We start from the raw sequence: 15,377 nt of genomic DNA on the forward strand, positions 1-15,377 counted from the left end.
CCCTTTTGCCACGCCGCGCCGCAGGACTGATTCCTGCGGCGCTTTTGTCAGGAGACTCCACCATGAAACCCTTGTTTTTCGTACATATACCCAAGACGGCGGGAACCAGTTTTCGTCACGGTGCTGAGCGCGCCTTTGGCTTCGACAAGATCGTCTATGACTACGGCCAGGATGCATCTCAGACCAGCGTCCTGACACGCGAGTGCATGTATGGCGAGTCCCCCGATCCTTGGCGCCTGTATCGCAGGAGCCTGGACAATCAGGCGATGATGCTGGCAGGACACGTCACCGCGGCCAAGTATGTCCCGCTGTGTGGCGTCGATCGCGCGGTGACCTTTGTTCGCGAACCGTTGCAGCGGGCGGCTTCCGAGTATTCGCACTTTCAGCGGATTCATCAGTACAAGGGCAGCTTCCGCGACTTCATGAAGATTCCTCTGATGCTTGATCGCCAGTCGAGCATCTTCAAGGGGGTCGATGTCGAGGCGATCGGGATGGTCGGCTTGACCGAACGTTACTCGGAGAGCCTGGAGTTGATCAATGCTCGCTTTGGCATCGATATCGCCCAGCGTGAGGACAACCGGGGGAAGCCGCAGGTGGGCGAATTGCATGACATCGCGCCGGAGGATGAACAGGAGTTCCGCAAACTCAACCCGCTGGATCTGGCGCTCTACGAGCGTTGTCGCAAGCTATTCGAATCGCGCATCCAGCTCTATCGCGACAATCTCCCCTTTGCTCACGCTCGACTGACGCAGTTCGATGCCGAGCGGGTGGGTGGGTGGGCCTGGTGGGAAGGTGGTGCTGATACCCCGGTGGACGTCGAAGTCTGGGTCAATGACGAACATCGCGACACTGTGTCGGCCACCCAGCTCCGTCCGTCCATGGCTCGCTTGAAGCTTCCCCGTGGTGGCTATGTCGGCTTCCAGCTGAAGGTGAATCTGTCTGCGGGTGACAGGGTCCAGTGTCGTGTTGCCGAGACCGGACAATGGTTCCCGCCGGGGCCGCGTCGAGTCGCTGTGGCCAGCAACTGAGCGGCGGGTATGGAAGGTGCCAATCGAGCTGGCGGAACACGGTCGTGGCTGAAAGGTCTTCTCGATCTGTGCCACCTGGTCGTTCAGCCGCAGCGACACTGGCAGCCTCATCATGGCCTGAGACAGCAGGCGAGTGGAGGGGACTGGGAGTGGGAGTCGCTGGATGAAGACCCCCAGTTCCTGCTGTGTCGGCACCTACCGTTGCCTGGCTGGCATATGGTGGAGCTGGACCTGGACCACGACCAGCATAGCGTTGCTGTCAGGCTTTACTTCGATACGGGGGAAGGCTTCAGTGAAGACGAGTCGTTGACCCTTCCGCTCAAGGGTGGACGTATTACCAAGCGGTTGATCTACGTGAAGCGGCGACTGCGCCGGTTGAGATTCGACCCGATGGAGTCGCCGGGATACTTTGCGATCCGCCACTTTCGCGTCGTCTGGCTCTCCCCCTGGTTCGCGCATGATCGCCTGAGCCAGCGTCTGGTCAATATGCACCATCGCTGGCGTGATGTGTCGAAGCAGGAAGTGTTGGGAGTGCTTCGCCACCGCGCCCTCCAGGACGGCACCTGTTGGCGCGACCTTGCCCTGTCGGATTACGAGGAAACGTTCGAACGATTCTGCTCGGGTCGAAGCTATGTGCAATGGCTGCGTGAGCGCGGATGGGATAAGAATTCGGATAGCAGTTCAGATAGTAGTTCGGATAGTAGTTCGGATAGTAGTTCGGATGATTGCGACAAGACCTCTATGGTCTCGGCGCTCGAAGGTGGGTGGCGTTCCAGGAATAGAAGAGCTGAGCTGGACGAGATTCGTGGTGGGCTTGACGGGTGGCGGGGCAAGGATGAACGCCGCCGTAGCCTGGCGCTCGAGCGTCGTTGTGCTGCTGCCGAGCGAGCTGCGCAGTCATGTGTGGACACCGCAGTTGAAGCCAGGACGAATACGTTCAGGCCGATTGTGTCGATCTTGCTGCCGGTACATGATCCTGCGCCGGAACATCTGAAAGACTGTCTCGAGTCTGTGCTTCGCCAGGACTATGATCATTGGCAACTCTGTATCGTTGATGACGCCTCCAGAAACCGCGAAGTCATAGCGTTGCTGGAGCAATTTGAGGGTCGCGATTCTCGAATAGTTCTGCGTCGCCAGAAAACTAATGGCCATGTCTGTGAGGCCTCCAACGCGGCCTTGAGCATGGCCGCTGGACCCTACGTGGCGCTACTGGACCATGATGACCTGCTGACTCCGTGTGCCTTGAGCTATGTCGCCGAGGCGCTGAGTCGCTCACCACGACCGGTGCTGGTGTACAGCGACGAAGACAAGGTGGATCAGCGTGGTGTGCGCTGCGAACCTCACTTCAAGCCCTGCTTCAATCCTGATCTGCTGCTGGCCCAGAACTACATGGCGCACTTGAGTGTCTTCGACACCGCGCTGGTACGGCAACTGGGAGGTTTCCGCAAGGGGCTGGAGGGCAGCCAGGACCATGATCTGGCCCTGAGAGTCTGTGCCCACACAGAGCCTGATCGCATCGTCCATATTCCCAGGATTCTCTATCATTGGCGTGCCAGTCCCGGCTCCACGGCGATGACCAGCAACGCCAAGGATTATACGTCCCGTACAGGGCTGCGAGCGGTCGCCGACCATCTGGCACGAAGCAGCCCCGGCGCCACCGTCGAGCTTGGGCGCCTGCCCAATACCTATCGTGTCCGCTGGCCTCTGCCGGATCCGCTCCCGCTGGTCAGCCTGATGATCCCTACGCGTGATCGTGTCGATCTGTTGGCACCATGCGTCGATGCGATCCTGTCTCGTACCCGCTATTCCAGGCTTGAGGTGCTGATCCTCGACAACGGGACGCGATGCGAAGAGACACTGGCTTATCTGGCCGAGATCGGCAAGGGAGACCCCCGGGTCAGGATTCTGGCCTGGAACCATCGCTTCAACTATTCCGGCATCAACAATTTCGGAGCGTATCACGCACGTGGTGATGTGCTCGGACTTATCAATAACGATATTGAACCCATCAACGAAGAGTGGCTCGAGGAAATGGTGCGGCACGTCGTGCGGCCGGACATCGGTTGTGTCGGCGCCAAGCTCTATTATCCCAACGATACCATCCAGCACGCCGGTGTCGTGTTGGGTATCGGAGGCGTTGCGGGCCACGCTCACAAGTACTTCAGCCGCCATGCCAACGGGTATTTTTCTCGCCTGGCGCTAGCGCAGAATTACTCTGCGGTGACCGGTGCCTGCTTGTTGATCCGCAAGGCGCTCTATCGGCAGGTGGGCGGCCTCAACGCGCGAGATTTGCCGATCGCTTTCAATGATGTGGACCTGTGTCTAAAGGTTCGGGAGGCGGGTTATCGAAATGTATGGACGCCCGACGCCGAACTCTATCACCACGAATCCGAGTCGCGTGGTGCCGATGACAATGCCAGCAAGCGTGCCAGGGCCATCGGAGAGGTACTCTACATGCGCCACACCTGGGGTGAGCAGCTTGATCGGGATCCGGCCTACAACCCCAATCTGACGCTGGTTCACGAGGATTTTTCTCTGCGTTGAGAGGCGTTCACCATGGCCCGGGGTTCTGGCATTTGTGGTTCTCGCTGGCTGTTGCTGAGTGATGGGGCTCTGCCCACCGAGGACATCTACTTCATGGCGACGGCTGCGCCCTGGCTTCGCTATGCAGGTGCGACAGTGACTCGCCTTGATACCCGTCGGTGGGCGTCTCCTCTGCTGTGCTGGCCCTGGCTGGATCGCACCTTGGCAGGGGCACAGATCATCGTTTGTCGAAGCTTGTCCGAAGCCTGGATCGATCTGCTGGAGACGCGCCGAGCTCAGGTCGCCAGCGTGCATTACCTGCTGGATGATGATCTTGATGCTGCCGCCAGGGACCCTGGCTTACCGACGGGCTATCGTGAGCGTATGGGGTGGGTGTCGCGCCGGATTATGCCCAGGCTGCTGGCGCTGGCCGACGAAGTCGTCGTACCAAACGAGGAGCTGGCGGCACGAATCAGGCCGCGCCACTCCCGGGTGGTGACGCTGGCCCCTGCGCTGCTTTTTTCCCCGGAGATGGCCACCCCCGAGGCAACATCGAAGGGATGGCGATTGGGTTACCACGGTACGCGGGCCCACCGGCGGGATCTGGAGCAAATCAGCTCGGCACTGGTCAGCGTTCTCGAGGCCCACTCTGGTTTGATGCTGGAAGTGGCAATGGGGCGCTACACTCCGCAATCCTTGCGTGAGCATGATCGTGTGGGCGCGCTCGCCCCCATGGCCTGGCATACCTATCTGAGGCACTTGAAAGGATCGCGGTTACACCTGGGGCTGGCTCCCTTGTGGCCGACAACGTTCAACACTGCCAAGTCCCATATCAAGTTTCTGGAGATTGCCGCCATGGGTGGTGTGGGCCTCTTCAGCAGGCGTGCCCCCTACAGCAATATCGTGAGCGACGGGGAAGATGGACTGCTGGTCGATGATGATCCCGCGGATTGGCAGCGCTGCCTCGTCCGGTTGCTGGAGTCTCCACGGGAAACCCATCGCATGGCCCAACGGGCGTTGGAAAAGGCCCGGGATATCGGCAGTGCGGCCCACCACCATGCCTTCTGGGGTGAGCGTCAGTGCTGAAACAGACAACAGTGATTGGTACTTTCTTCTCTCCTTCCTCCCCCTTCCTTTCTAACCTCCTTCCTTCCTAACTTCCTTCCTTTCTTACTCTCTCTTCCTTATCTTGCCCTGCTTCCTGTTATTTCATTGAAGCTTGGTACCTATCCCTATCCCTATCCCTATCCCTATTCCCTCTCCCCATCCTTGGCCGCCGCTCGCTATCTGTCTTGGTGGCTGGGCTGCCTGCAAGGGGCTCTGCATCAGTCGGTATTGGTCAGTCTTTCAAGGGCCGACAGGGTCTGATCGATCTGGTCCGGCTGGTGCTCGCAGCTGACAAAGAAGCGCAGCCGAGCGCTACGTTCTGGCACTGCAGGGTGCAGGATGGGTTGCACATTGATACCCGCCGCCAGCAACGCATGGGACAGCTTGGCTGCCCTGGCGGAGCTGCCGAGAATAAGTGGCACGATGGCATGTCCCTCGCTGCTGCCGGTATTCAGCCCCAGGGACTGGATACCGTCCAGCAGACGTCGAGCGTTCTGCGTCAGTCTGGCGGTTCGCCAGGGCTCTTCCTGCAGCACTTGCAGAGCGCGGCGTGCTGGTGCGGCCAGTTGCGGTGCCAGCCCGACGCTGTAGAGAAACCCTGGCGCAAGGTAGCGCAGCGTATCCACCAGTGCTTGGCACCCGGCGATATAGCCTCCGCAGGAGGCAAGGGATTTGCTCAGGGTGCCCATCCAGATGTCCACATCTCCCGGAGCCACTCGGCAATGCTGGTGAAGACCTAACCCGGTTGCCCCCAACACGCCAAGCGAGTGGGCTTCATCCACCATCAGCCAGCAGTGGTGCCTGCGCTTCACCTCAACGAAACGTGCCAGGTCCGGGGTGTCACCGTCCATGCTGTAGTGGCCTTCGATTACCACCAGTACGCGCTCGAAGCGATCGCGATGGTCGAACAGCAGACGATCCAGGGCTTGGGCATCGTTGTGGGGGAAACTCATGCGAGTGGCGCCGGATACGCTGGCGCCCACCACCACACTGTTGTGGATCAGGCTGTCGTGGATGATCAGGTCTCTGGTGCCCACCAGCATGGCGATGGTGGAGACATTGGTAGCGTGGCCGCTGACGAAGGCGAGCGCATCGTCACTTTGGTAGCAGTGCGCCAGCTCACGCTCCAGGGCCCCGTGGAAGGGGCGTTCGCCGGCGACAATGCGACTGGCCGATACCGAGGTGCCGTAGTACTCGATCGCCTGATGGGTGGCGTCCAGGACACGTCGATCGCCGGCCAGGCCGAGATAGTCGTAGTTTGCAAAGTTGATGACGTCCTGATCGCCGAGTCGGCTGCTAGCCCCCGCCCTACGCTGATGACAGCGAAAGAAGGGGCTGGTGATACCGAGGGAGTCCCCTAGCGTCCTCATCATGGCGATGCGGCGATAGCCTTCGAGGCTGCGGAAGTCGGTGGTTGTGACGAGTGTTTCGGTCAGCGGGTAGTGCTCTGACGTTGAAACAGCGCGGTCGATGGGCGTTGCCTGGGCATGACGAGCGCTGTCGATCGCCCTGGCCTGGTTGAGCAGGCGGTCTTTCAATGCCTTCCGGTCGTCGGGATTCATGTCACCTCCCGTGCAGGAGCAGGAGGGGAGACTGCGTGGCGGTAGGCCAGCGCAGCGTGTTCGTCGGTTGCATCGAGCTCGGGGCTTTCCAGCAGGTCGCAGATCAACTGGGTGGTGCGATGCAGGGTCGCGGCGTCGGCGAGGGCCAATGCGGACACCTTCACGCCAAGCCGGGTCTCGATGGCCGATACCAGCTCGACGGCCATCAGCGAATCGAAGCCGAACTCGGAGAGCCGGCGCCCGCTGTCGATGCGTTCAGGGTCCAGCATCAGGATGCTCGCCAACTGTCGACGCAGGATGGCTTCGACGGCCTTGCGGCGGGACGATTCATCGAGCGCCGATAGATCGAGGTCGTCGTTGCTACTTGCCTGTCGGTCCGCTTCACCGGAGTTCTGGCGCAACTCGATAAAGCGCCGCTGGATGAAGCCATGGTCGATGGCACCGATGACGGCGGCGTCGCTGACGCCTGTCTCGAGTGCCTGCTCCAGCGCGTCCAGCGCCTGCTCTGCGCTCAGCTGCCCACCCCCCATACGCTGGGACAGGGCCTGACGCCTGGTCTGATGACGAGCCAGAAAGCCGGTGTCCTCGATGATGCCAAGGCTCAGGCAGGTGGCGGGTTTCCCCGCCTGACGGCGCCGCACGGCCAGCGCTTCCAGGCCCAGGTTGGCCGCCACATAGGCGGACTGCCCGGGGCTTCCGAACAGGGTGGTGGCCGAGGAGTAGAGCACAAAGTGCTGCAGGTCGTGATGGCGGGTCAGGCGGTCCAGCAGGATGGCGCCTAACAGCTTGGGGCCCAGTACCGCGTCCAGCTGCTCGCGAGTCAGCTGTCGTGCGAGGCCGTCTTCGATGACGGCGGCGGCGTGAATGACGCCACGCAGCGGTGGGCGCCGGGAACCGCACTCCTCGATCAGTCCAGCCAGCGCCTGCTCATCGGTGACGTCCAGCGCTGGGGCTTCTACCGTGACGCCCTGTCTTTCCATGGCGGCGATAGCGGCACTGGCCTCCGGGCTGCTGACGCCCGAGCGACTCAGCAGCAGCAGATGGCGAGCGCCGCGCCTCACCAGTCGCTCTGCACTGGCCAGGCCCAGGCCGGACAACCCACCGCTCACCAGGTAACAGCCTTCGGTATCCAGCGCCATGCAAGCCGGATTGGTAGAGCTATTGGTGGTGTTTCTCGGACCGCCATGCGGGTGCATGGTGGTCTTGGAGGCTGAGCCTGTGCGGGGTGTGTCAGGAGACGGACTGGCAGCGGCTGAAGGGTGCGTCACGATGATCTTGCCGATATGCCGCGCCTGCTGCATATGGCGGAAGGCCTCGACCACTCTGGTGGTCGTGAAGGTGGTATAGGGCAGGGCGCTGAAGGCGCCCTCGGCAAAACGGTCCATGACCTGTCGGAACAGTTGGCGGGCGAGCGCGGGACGATGTGACAGCAGTTGATCGGAGTCGATGCCGAAGTAGCTCAGGTTGTGACGGAAGGGGCGCAGCCCCATCGGGGTATCCTGGTAGAAGTCTCGTTTGCCAAGCTCGAGAAAGCGCCCGAAAGGCGCCAGCACACGCAGGTTCTGGTGGATGGCGTCGCCGGACAGGGAGTTGAGCACCACATCGACACCCTGGCCATCGGTGTCTGCGAGGATCTGTTCGGCGAAGGCCAGGCTGCGTGAGTCGTAGCAGCGCTCGGCACCCAGCAGGGTCAGCAGATCACGCTTGTGCGGGCTGCCGGCGGTGGCCAGCACTTCAGCGCCTCGCCACCGGGCCAACTGTACGGCAGCCAGACCGACACCGCCGGCAGCGCCGTGTATCAGCACCCGTTCCCCGGGCGATAGCCGAGCCAGATGCTCGAGGCTGTACCAGGCGGTGAGAAACGCCGTGGGCAACCCGGCAGCGGCCACCGGGTCGAGACCTGTCGGCACCCTGGCCAGCGAGTCGGCGTCGACCTCCAGGTGGTTCGAGAAACAGGCCGACCCCAGCCCGACCACCGGGTCACCAATATCGAACTGGGTGACCCCTTCGCCCAGCGCCTCGACGATACCGGAGAACTCGAGCCCCAGGGTGGCGCCGGAAAAGCCCTGCTCGAGCGCCTCATCGGTGAGCACGCCGAGAGCATACATGACGTCACGGAAGTTCAGACCCGTGGCCAGGACCTTTACTCGGACCTGGTCCTTGGCGAGCGACGACCGTGCCGGGTGGGCTCGCCACTGCAGGCGCGAGAGCTGACCGGGATGAGCGATTTCCAGGGTCACCCTGGACGCTACTCGGTCTGGCGTGGGGGGTGGTGTGAGCGCTGGCGGTGTGTCGGCGACAGGACGCACGCGCAGTGCCCGGCGATGTCCGTGGTGGTCGATGACCACCTCATCCTCGCCATCGTCGTGATGCAGATCCTGCGCCAAGGCCACCAACGCCGCTTCTCCCGAGGCCAGGTCGACCAGCCGTACGCGGGTGTTCGGCAGTTCGTTGTCGAGGGAGCGACAGCCCCCCCACAAGCCAGCCTGGTACAGGTCGATCTCGGGGGTATCAGCGCCGAACAGCGCGGCGACATCGCGAGTCACCACGACCAGCGTCCCGTGGCGATCCGCCAATGTCCTTGCCCAGTCACCCAGTCGCTCAAGGGCGTCCAGGCCCGCCTGGTGGGTCTCGAGGTCACCGCCTGTCTGCCGAGACGGTACGGCGGCTCGCAGGTCGACAACTTGCGGGGCGACGACTTTCCGGGCGCTCGGCGCTTGCTGAGCGTTCGAGGCGCGCGCTGAGGTGACCTCCGCAAACGAGGACGGGGCGGCAAGCGTCAACTCGAGATCATCGTATGTTACGCAGCGGGCAGCACCCGATGGCATGTGTTGCACAAGCCGCTCACCCAGAGCACGACTGGCAGCATCCACCACCAGCAAGGTGGCTGCGTCGCGCTGTGCAAGAGGCTCGGCCGAACCTGTCTCGGTGGTGGGGCGAGCGCTTGCCGAGGGCACGGCACTCAGCAGAGTCGGAAGATGGGAGACCTCTGTCGGGGGGCGCGCCTCGACGCTGAACCCGGCCTGGCTCAGGTGGCGGCAGATCGCCTCGACAGTGGCTGGTCTGGCGTCGGGACGCAGGGAGCCCAGCGCTTGCCACCACCCTGTAGGGGGCAGGGCGAGTATCAGCAGTTGCCCGTGCGGTGCCAGGCGCGCCGTGGCCTTGTCGATTGCCTCGATGCTGACCTCGAGATCCGTCGGTGTGCTCACCACCCAGGCCAGCTGGGCGCCGGGGGCGGTATGGAAGGGGGGTAGCGATGCGGCACCGTTGGACGCTTCGATCAGCGGTTGGGCGCGTTGGTGGGAGCCATCATCTGGGGGCAGGATGTCCACCATGAGGCGATCGGGGTCCAGTGTCTGGCTCAACGCCTCGCCCAACCGAGGCGCCGCGCATCCCGCCTCGACCAGGTGCAGCCGTTGTGCCGAGGGTAGCGTCGACAGGATCCGGGAAACGCTGGCGAGAACCTCGTCGTGCAGGGCCTGCCACAACGCTTCCGGGATCAGCGAAGCGGCGTCGAGGGTCAGCCCTTCGATGTGCTCGACCGAGCCCTCCAGCAGGCCGGGAAGATGCAGGCCAAAACGCCCGAGTGAGCCAAGCAGAGGGAACTGCCGAGGGTACTCCGCCAGCAGCAGGCGCCAGATATCGACCGCCGCAGGAGACGCTTGCACCTCCGAGGAGGTCTCTGTCGCGCCTGTCGGGTACTGAGCCAGAAGTCGACGGTAGAGTTCATTGTTGCCCCGGCCGTCGCCTTCGATATCGGGCCGAGCGGCGACGAAGGCCTCCTCGAGCCAGGCAACGTTGAGACGCTCGAACAGCAGGCTGAGCTCCTCGAGGTCGCGCCCCACTGGGCCTGACACGATGCCGGCAAGGGCATTGGCCAGTCGCCTGCCTTCTTCGGCCAAGGGGGTAGGTAGCAGTGGCGCCGGGGTCAGGCGGGTGGTCAGCCACTCGGTGGACGAGGAGGTTGGCAGGGCCAGTGGCGTTGTCGCGAAGCGGACTTCCTCGAGGGCAGCAACGCAACGATGTTTGCGGTACAGCCAAAGGTCCGCGGTGAAGGAGTGTGGCGAGCGTCGCGTAATGACGGCGCGGGCGTGGGTCGGTCGACCGGCGTCCTTGTCGAACTGCATGCGCGACAGGCGCACGGGCAGGTAGCCCTGCGTCGGCGGCGTCTGAGCGTTGTTCATCAGTGGCAGGCACAGTTGCAGGGCGCCATCCAGCAGACCGGGTGGCAACCACCAGCAAGGAGTGTCTTCACTGACGGTGAACTCGCCGATGGCTTCATCGTCCTGGCACCAGATCCGGCCCAGGCTACGGTACTCGCCGCGGTAGTCGAGCCCCATCGACCTGGCGAGCGCCAGGTGGGCGTCGCTGTTTATGCAGGCCTTGTTGTCCAGCCAGGTCTCGCCATCCAGGTGCTCCTCACTGGCCGGCACAAGCGGAGGGGCCGAACGCAGCAGACTGCCCTGGCAGGCAGGGGCCAGGCGGGCGCTGAGGTGTAACTGCCAGGCGGCTGCGGGGTCGAGGTCGCGTACCGTCAACTGGACGCGCCCTTGGTCGGCCAGGGTGAGCCGCGCCAGCTTGCCCACAGAGGCGTCCAGTACCAACGGCGCCAGGATCTCAAGGTCGTTGATTTCGAAAATGGTGTCTGGCGACGAAGCAATAGCGGCGGCCAGTACCATCTCGACCTGCGCCGCTGCGGCCAGCACCGGGGTCTCCCCGACCCGGTGATCCGCGAGAGTGGGCTGCGTTGCAACACTCAGGCGCTGGATCCACGTCGACTCGTCCGGGGCCTGGCGAGCCCCCAGCAGGGGATGTTCGTCACGCTGCTCCAGCGGGTTGTGACCCAGGCCACTCGGGCGGGTCCAGTGGTGGCGACGTTGCCAGGGGTAGGCGGGGAGTTCGATGGGGGCAAGGGGCCGCTCGAACCAGGGGGAAAAGCCATCCAGCGCTCCACTGAGCCACAGGCGTGCCCGTGCTTCGGAGAGTTCGTCCAGGGCCCGGCCCTGGCGTGTCAGGGTAGCGATATGCAGGACCTGATGCCCCCGCAGGCGACACTGCTCCTCGATGTATCGCTTCAACAATGGATGGGCGCCGATTTCCACCAGCACCGAGTCACCGCGATCGATCAGCGACTCGATGGCCTGGCGAAAGCGCACAGGCGCCCGCAGGTTTTGCCACCAGTAGTCAGCGCCGAGGGGGCGGTGGGTCTCGCTACCCTCGACGGTGGAGATCATCGGCAAGCGTGGAATTGATCCGTCCAGATCGGCAAGCGCCTCGAGCAGCGGGGTCTTCAAGCCATCCAGCAGTGGGCTGTGGAATGGGTAGTCCAACGCCAGGCGAAGGTATCGATGGCCCGCGGCCCGCAAGGCGTCTTCCAGTTCGGCCAGCGCCGGCAACGGTCCCGCCAGCGTGACATTCCCTTCGCTGTTGTCCCCGGCCAGGGAAATCTCGGCGAAGCGTGGCTGTGCGAGCCAGGTGGCGATGGTGTCAGCGGAGCAGGACACCGCGGTCATGCCTCCCTGATGACGGATCTTGCCCTGCAGGCGGCTGCGGTGGGCAATCACGGTCACCGCCTCAGCCAGTGACAGTGCGCCGCAGGCCCAGCCCGCCGCGACCTCACCGACGCTGTGACCGACCACCGCAGTGGGGGTGACCCCTGCCTCGTCAAGCCAGGCAGTGATCCCGACCTGAATCGCAAATAGCGCCGGTTGGGCCACCACGGTGTCTTCGAGCAGGGCCGGATCATCGCTGCGGGCCAGTACGTCGAGCAACGAGAAGCCGGCGATGGGCAGGAAGTGCTCATCCACCCGCGCGACGGTATTGGCGAAGGTGGGACTGGTCGAGAGCAGGTCACGCCCCATGCCAAACCATTGGCATCCATTGCCGGTGTAGACGAATACCGGTCCCTGGGGCGCATCCAGGCGTTGCTGGCGCCACACCCTGGGGGCGCTGCTGTGGGGAGCGGTCGTCGTGTCCTTCAGCGAGTCCAGGGCCGCCTTGGCCTCGTCATGGTCCCGCACCAGGGTCAGCGCCTGTTCGTTTAGGCGCTCGCGGTGGTGAACCAGGGTCCAGGTCAGGGCATCGAGGGCTGGCTGGTGAGTCTCGAGGTAGTCGCTTAGCCGACTTGCCAGTGCTGCCAGCGCTTCCTCGTCGTGGGCCGAGACAAGCAGCGGTAGCGGCTGCTCGAAAGAGACTCGTGGCGTCGGTCGCGATCGCACCAGTGACGGTGGTGGCGGCGTGGTCAGCACTACGTGGGCGTTGGCCCCCCCGAAACCGAAGCTGTTGATACCGACGGTCAAGGGGCCGCTTTCGGGAAGCGTCCGCGGTGTCAGCACCACGTCCACATTGGCCTCGTCGAGGTGCAGCTCAGGGTTGAGGCGGTCGAAACCGATGGTGGCGGGGACGAAGCGCTGGGTCAGGCAACCCAGCGCCTTGTAGAGTCCGGCGATGCCGGCCGCTGTCTCCAGGTGGCCGATGTTGCTCTTGACCGAGCCGATCGGCAATGGGTGGTGACGATGTCGCCCAAGGGCCTGGCCGATGGCGGTGACTTCGATGGGATCTCCGACGGCGGTGCCGGTCCCATGGGCTTCCAGGTAGTCCAGTCCGTCGGGATCGATCCCCGCCCGGGCGTAGACCTCGGTCAACAGTTGGGCCTGAGCCTGAGCGCTGGGTACCGTGAGTCCTGACTTGTGTCCGTCGGTATTGGTGCCGCTGGCGGCGACTTCGGCGAGGATGGGGTCGCCGTCCGCGAGCGCCTGATCGAGCGCCTTGAGCACGAAGATGCCGGCCCCTTCCGAGCGCACGTAGCCGTCCGCGTCTTCGCTGAACACGCGACAACGGCCTCGCGGCGACAGCATGCCGGCCTTGGAGAAGGCGACGAAGCCGAAGGGATGCAGGTGCAGGCTGACGCCGCCGGTCAGGGCGGTGTCGCATTCACCGGCGCGAATGGCCTGACAGGCCTGATGAAAGGCTACCAGGGAAGACGAGCAGGCCGTGTCGATGGCCATGCTGGGTCCCTTGAGATCGAACACGTAAGACAACCGATTGGCGGCGATGCTGAAGGTGTTGCCGGTGGCGAACAGATTGCCCAGAGAGGCCAGGTCGGCGGTATGCCGATAGGCGAAGTCAGGACTGGAGATGCCGATATAGACCCCGCAGCGGCTGCCGCGCAGGCGCGAGGGGGGGACGCCCGCGTGCTCGAGCGCTTCCCAGGTCAGCTCCAGCAGCAGGCGCTGCTGGGGATCCATGGTCGCCGCTTCCCTGGGAGAAATTCCGAAGAAGTCGGCGTCGAAGCCGCCGATGTCGCCGAGTGATCCGGCGGCGAAGGTCACGCTGGTACCGGGCGAACGACGGTCGGGATGATAGAACCGGCGCCAGTCCCAGCGCGATGCATGCACCTCTGTGACCAGATCCCGCCCCGCCAGCAGGCTCTGCCACAGGGTTTCTCCGGGGACTCCAGGAAAGCGGGTAGCGTTTCCGATGATGGCGACGCGCCTGGTCATAGCGGTTCCTTGCAATGGCGGTGGAGGGAGCGTCCGAGGAAGCCTGTGGCGACGGTCGTGGTCTGGCACCCGATGGAGTGGAGCAGTGCTTCGGCCAGTTGCGACAGGTCGGACGGTGGCTCCGGCCGTCGTGTGGTCTGGGGTCGGTTGCTCCAGATCATGAAAGGCGTTGTTCCATCGGGCTCTCCGTGCCAGCGATAGCTGGGAGACAGGATAGGGACGTGGTCGCCATAGGCGCACAACAGGCCCGGGCGCGATTGCCTGGTGAGGGTCGCCGCCAGGGCGCCGAGCATGGCGTCGGTATTGGCCAGGTGATGGAGATAGATATCGAGTTCGTGGGTCACGGCCATGGGGCGCGAGGCGTCGGCAGCGAGCCAGCGCAGTGGATCGGGCGCTGGCTCCAGCAGAAAGGGGCCATGGCTTTCCATGGTGATCACGAACACCATCAGTGGGCGCGGGTCTGGATCATCCAGGGCTTGTGTGACCCGCCTGGCGAGCTCGACGTCGGCGATGAAGGGGCCATCTCGACGGCAATGCCTGAAGCTTTCGATGTCCTCGAATGCCTGAAATCCCAGCCGAGGCATGACCTGGTCGCGCTGGTAGAAGTCACCGGGGTAGGGATGCAGCACCAGTGTGCGGTAACCCATGTGGGCGCAGGCGCTGGCCAGGCTGGGAACCGGCTGGCGGGACAGTTGGCGATAGGGGTTGAAGCGATGCATGCCCAGGGCATCCTCGTCCAGCCCGCACAGAAAGGCCGTTTCGCTGCGTATGGTGTTGGCGCCCCAGGCTGGCACCTTGAGGTAGCCGTGGGTGATGGACTGCTCGTTCAGGCGATCCCAGTGGGCGAGCACATCCCGGGGTATCTGGTCGTACCAGGGGCGTGGATCGAAGAACGACTCGCCCTGGACAATCACCAGGTGTGGCAGTGACTCCTGGGCGACTGGTGATGGCGGTTGGCGCAGGAGCGCTGGAGCCTGGGTGGTGTCGATGGGGGTATCGGGGAAGCGAGCGTAGGCCCAGAAGCAGCTCCACAGTCCCAGGTGGTGGTGGTCTCGGCACGGAACCAGGGAGGCCGCCGGGAGTCGCCGCAGGCCAAGCCCCAGAGCAATGGCTGGCCCCAGTGCCAGGCCGCCCAGCAGCAGCGCCATGGAGGATAGGGAGAGCTGATCCAGCAGCCAGGGTTCGAGGAAGACGAAGGCCGACACCGCCATCAGGGCGGCGAGGCTGGCACTTAGGGCCAGGCCGATACCGAAGAACGGCAGGTAGAGCCTTGGATGTCGGATGGCATCGAGGAAGTACTCGAAGTCCTGCACCAGGAAGGGCTCCTTCAGGCTCTGCCACTTCGCCTGATGGCTGCGCTGTACCACCCATTGCAGGGTAAGCACCGTGGCCAGGGCCAGCGCACCTCGTTGCAGCACCGCTACGGCTAGTACGTAGCACAGCCCCCAGGTGCCTGCATGGACCAGCCAGGGGGCCAGAGGGCGGTCGCGCCAGTTGCCCAAGCCTCGACAGCCTATGGCGTCCATGGCGAGGCTTAGTCCCGTGCCGAGGGGGAGTCCCAGTACGCACAGGATGAACGCCAGGTCTCGGGACGCGATCCACGTCAGCATCGGCGGTCAGAAAGAAGCGGGCCAGCGAGCCGAGCAGCTACGACG

The 15,377-nt window shown here is 63.8% G+C and carries 6 protein-coding genes; 3 read left to right on the plus strand and 3 right to left on the minus strand.

Annotation, left to right across the window (positions count from 1 at the left end; all coding sequences use genetic code 11):
- The first annotated feature begins 62 nt into the window (after nt 1-62).
- Genes C6W88_RS08055 through C6W88_RS08065 form a run of 3 tightly spaced genes read left to right on the plus strand, consistent with a single transcriptional unit; the run spans nt 63 to nt 4,637 of the window.
- Complete coding sequence (locus C6W88_RS08055; RefSeq protein ID WP_045992418.1) at nt 63-1,028, plus strand: sulfotransferase family 2 domain-containing protein; 966 nt, start codon at nt 63-65, stop codon at nt 1,026-1,028.
- Nucleotides 1,029-1,037: 9 nt separating this feature from the next.
- Complete coding sequence (locus tag C6W88_RS08060) at nt 1,038-3,572, plus strand: glycosyltransferase family 2 protein (RefSeq protein WP_197037089.1); 2,535 nt, start codon at nt 1,038-1,040, stop codon at nt 3,570-3,572.
- A gap of 12 nt (nt 3,573-3,584) precedes the next feature.
- Entirely contained in the window at nt 3,585-4,637 is a 1,053-nt protein-coding gene (locus tag C6W88_RS08065; protein ID WP_108132088.1) for a glycosyltransferase family protein, read from the plus strand.
- 239 nt (nt 4,638-4,876) lie between these two features.
- Here the strand turns inward: C6W88_RS08065 and C6W88_RS08070 are convergent, their stop codons facing one another.
- Genes C6W88_RS08070 through C6W88_RS08080 form a run of 3 tightly spaced genes read right to left on the minus strand, consistent with a single transcriptional unit; the run spans nt 4,877 to nt 15,332 of the window.
- Nucleotides 4,877-6,220, minus strand: coding sequence for an aminotransferase class I/II-fold pyridoxal phosphate-dependent enzyme (locus C6W88_RS08070; protein ID WP_108132089.1), 1,344 nt, complete (start codon nt 6,218-6,220; stop codon nt 4,877-4,879).
- Complete coding sequence (locus C6W88_RS08075; RefSeq protein WP_108132090.1) at nt 6,217-13,722, minus strand: type I polyketide synthase; 7,506 nt, start codon at nt 13,720-13,722, stop codon at nt 6,217-6,219. Before C6W88_RS08075 ends, C6W88_RS08070 begins: the two co-directional genes overlap by 4 nt.
- Nucleotides 13,719-15,332: an LTA synthase family protein gene (locus C6W88_RS08080; RefSeq protein ID WP_108132091.1), complete on the minus strand. Its 1,614-nt coding sequence runs from the start codon at nt 15,330-15,332 to the stop codon at nt 13,719-13,721. The genes C6W88_RS08075 and C6W88_RS08080 overlap by 4 nt, the downstream gene beginning before the upstream one ends.
- Between the last annotated feature and the right edge of the window lie 45 nt (nt 15,333-15,377).

This window comes from Halomonas litopenaei (assembly GCF_003045775.1).
GTDB lineage: Bacteria > Pseudomonadota > Gammaproteobacteria > Pseudomonadales > Halomonadaceae > Halomonas > Halomonas litopenaei.